Annotated in this window: 1 protein-coding gene; it reads right to left on the bottom strand. The window is 65.7% G+C overall.

What is annotated here, in order from left to right; genetic code table 11:
- The coding region (gene frc / locus KFO72_RS41835; protein WP_225034555.1) for a formyl-CoA transferase at nucleotides 1-1,232 on the bottom strand (1,232 nt) is incomplete at both ends.

The raw sequence follows: 1,232 nt of genomic DNA, 5'->3' as shown, positions 1-1,232 counted from the left end.
GCGCCGACGGTCCGCAGCGCTTCGATCTGTTCACGCGAATAGCCGAGTTCGGCCATCACTTCGTCGGTGTGCTCGCCGAGCAGCGGCGAGCGCGTCACCTCCGTCGGACTGTCCGACAGCTTGATCGGGTTGCCCACCGTCAGATACTTGCCGCGCACCGGGTGATCGACCTCGACGATCGTGCCCGTCTTGCGCAGCGAGTCGTCTTCGGCGATCTCCTTCATCGACAGGATCGGCCCGCACGGAATGTCGTATTTGTTCAGGATCTCCATCGCCTCGAACTTGGTCTTCGTCATCGTCCAGCGTTCGATCTCCGCGAAGATGTCCTTCAGGCGCGGCAGGCGCGCGGCGGGCGTCGCGTACTCGGGGTCGGTGGCCCACTCTTCGCGGCCGATCACGTTGCAGATCTTCACCCACACGGGTGCCTGCGTGATGAAGTAGATGTACGCGTTCGGATCGTGCTCCCAGCCCTTGCACTTCAGAATCCAGCCCGGCTGTCCGCCGCCCGACGCATTGCCCGCGCGCGGCACCGCTTCGCCGAACGTGCCGTTCGGATACTGCGGGTACTCCTTCATCACGCCCGTGCGCTCCAGCCGCTGCTGGTCGCGCAGCTTCACGCGGCACAGGTTCAGCACGCCGTCCTGCATCGCCGCGAGCACCTTCTGGCCGCGGCCCGTCATGGTGCGCTGATAGAGCGCGGTGACGATGCCCAGCGCCAGGTGCAGGCCCGTGCCGCTGTCGCCGATCTGCGCGCCCGTCACCACGGGCGGGCCGTCATCGAAACCGGTCGTCGAGGCCGCGCCGCCCACGCATTGCGCGACGTTCTCGTAGACCTTGCAGTCTTCGTACGGGCCGGGGCCGAAACCCTTGACCGACGCGACGATCATCTTCGGGTTCAGCTCCTGGATGCGCTCCCAGGTGAAGCCCATGCGGTCCAGCGCGCCCGGTGCGAAGTTCTCCACCAGCACGTCGCACTTCTGGATCAGCGCCTCGAGCACGAGCTTGCCTTCGGGGTTCTTCGTGTCGATGGTGACCGAGCGCTTGTTGTGGTTGAGCATCGTGAAGTACAGGCTGTCGGCGTCGGGGATGTCGCGCAGTTGCTCGCGCGTGATGTCGCCTGCGCCTGCGCGCTCTACCTTGATCACGTCCGCGCCGAACCATGCGAGCAACTGCGTGCAGGTCGGGCCCGATTGCACGTGGGTGAAATCGAGAATGCGCACACCGTCGAGTGC

This window comes from Paraburkholderia sp. XV (genome assembly GCF_020177535.1).
Taxonomy (GTDB): domain Bacteria; phylum Pseudomonadota; class Gammaproteobacteria; order Burkholderiales; family Burkholderiaceae; genus Paraburkholderia; species Paraburkholderia caribensis.
The sequence above is the reverse complement of the archived record's forward strand: the minus strand, read 5'-3'. Positions and strand labels throughout refer to the sequence as shown.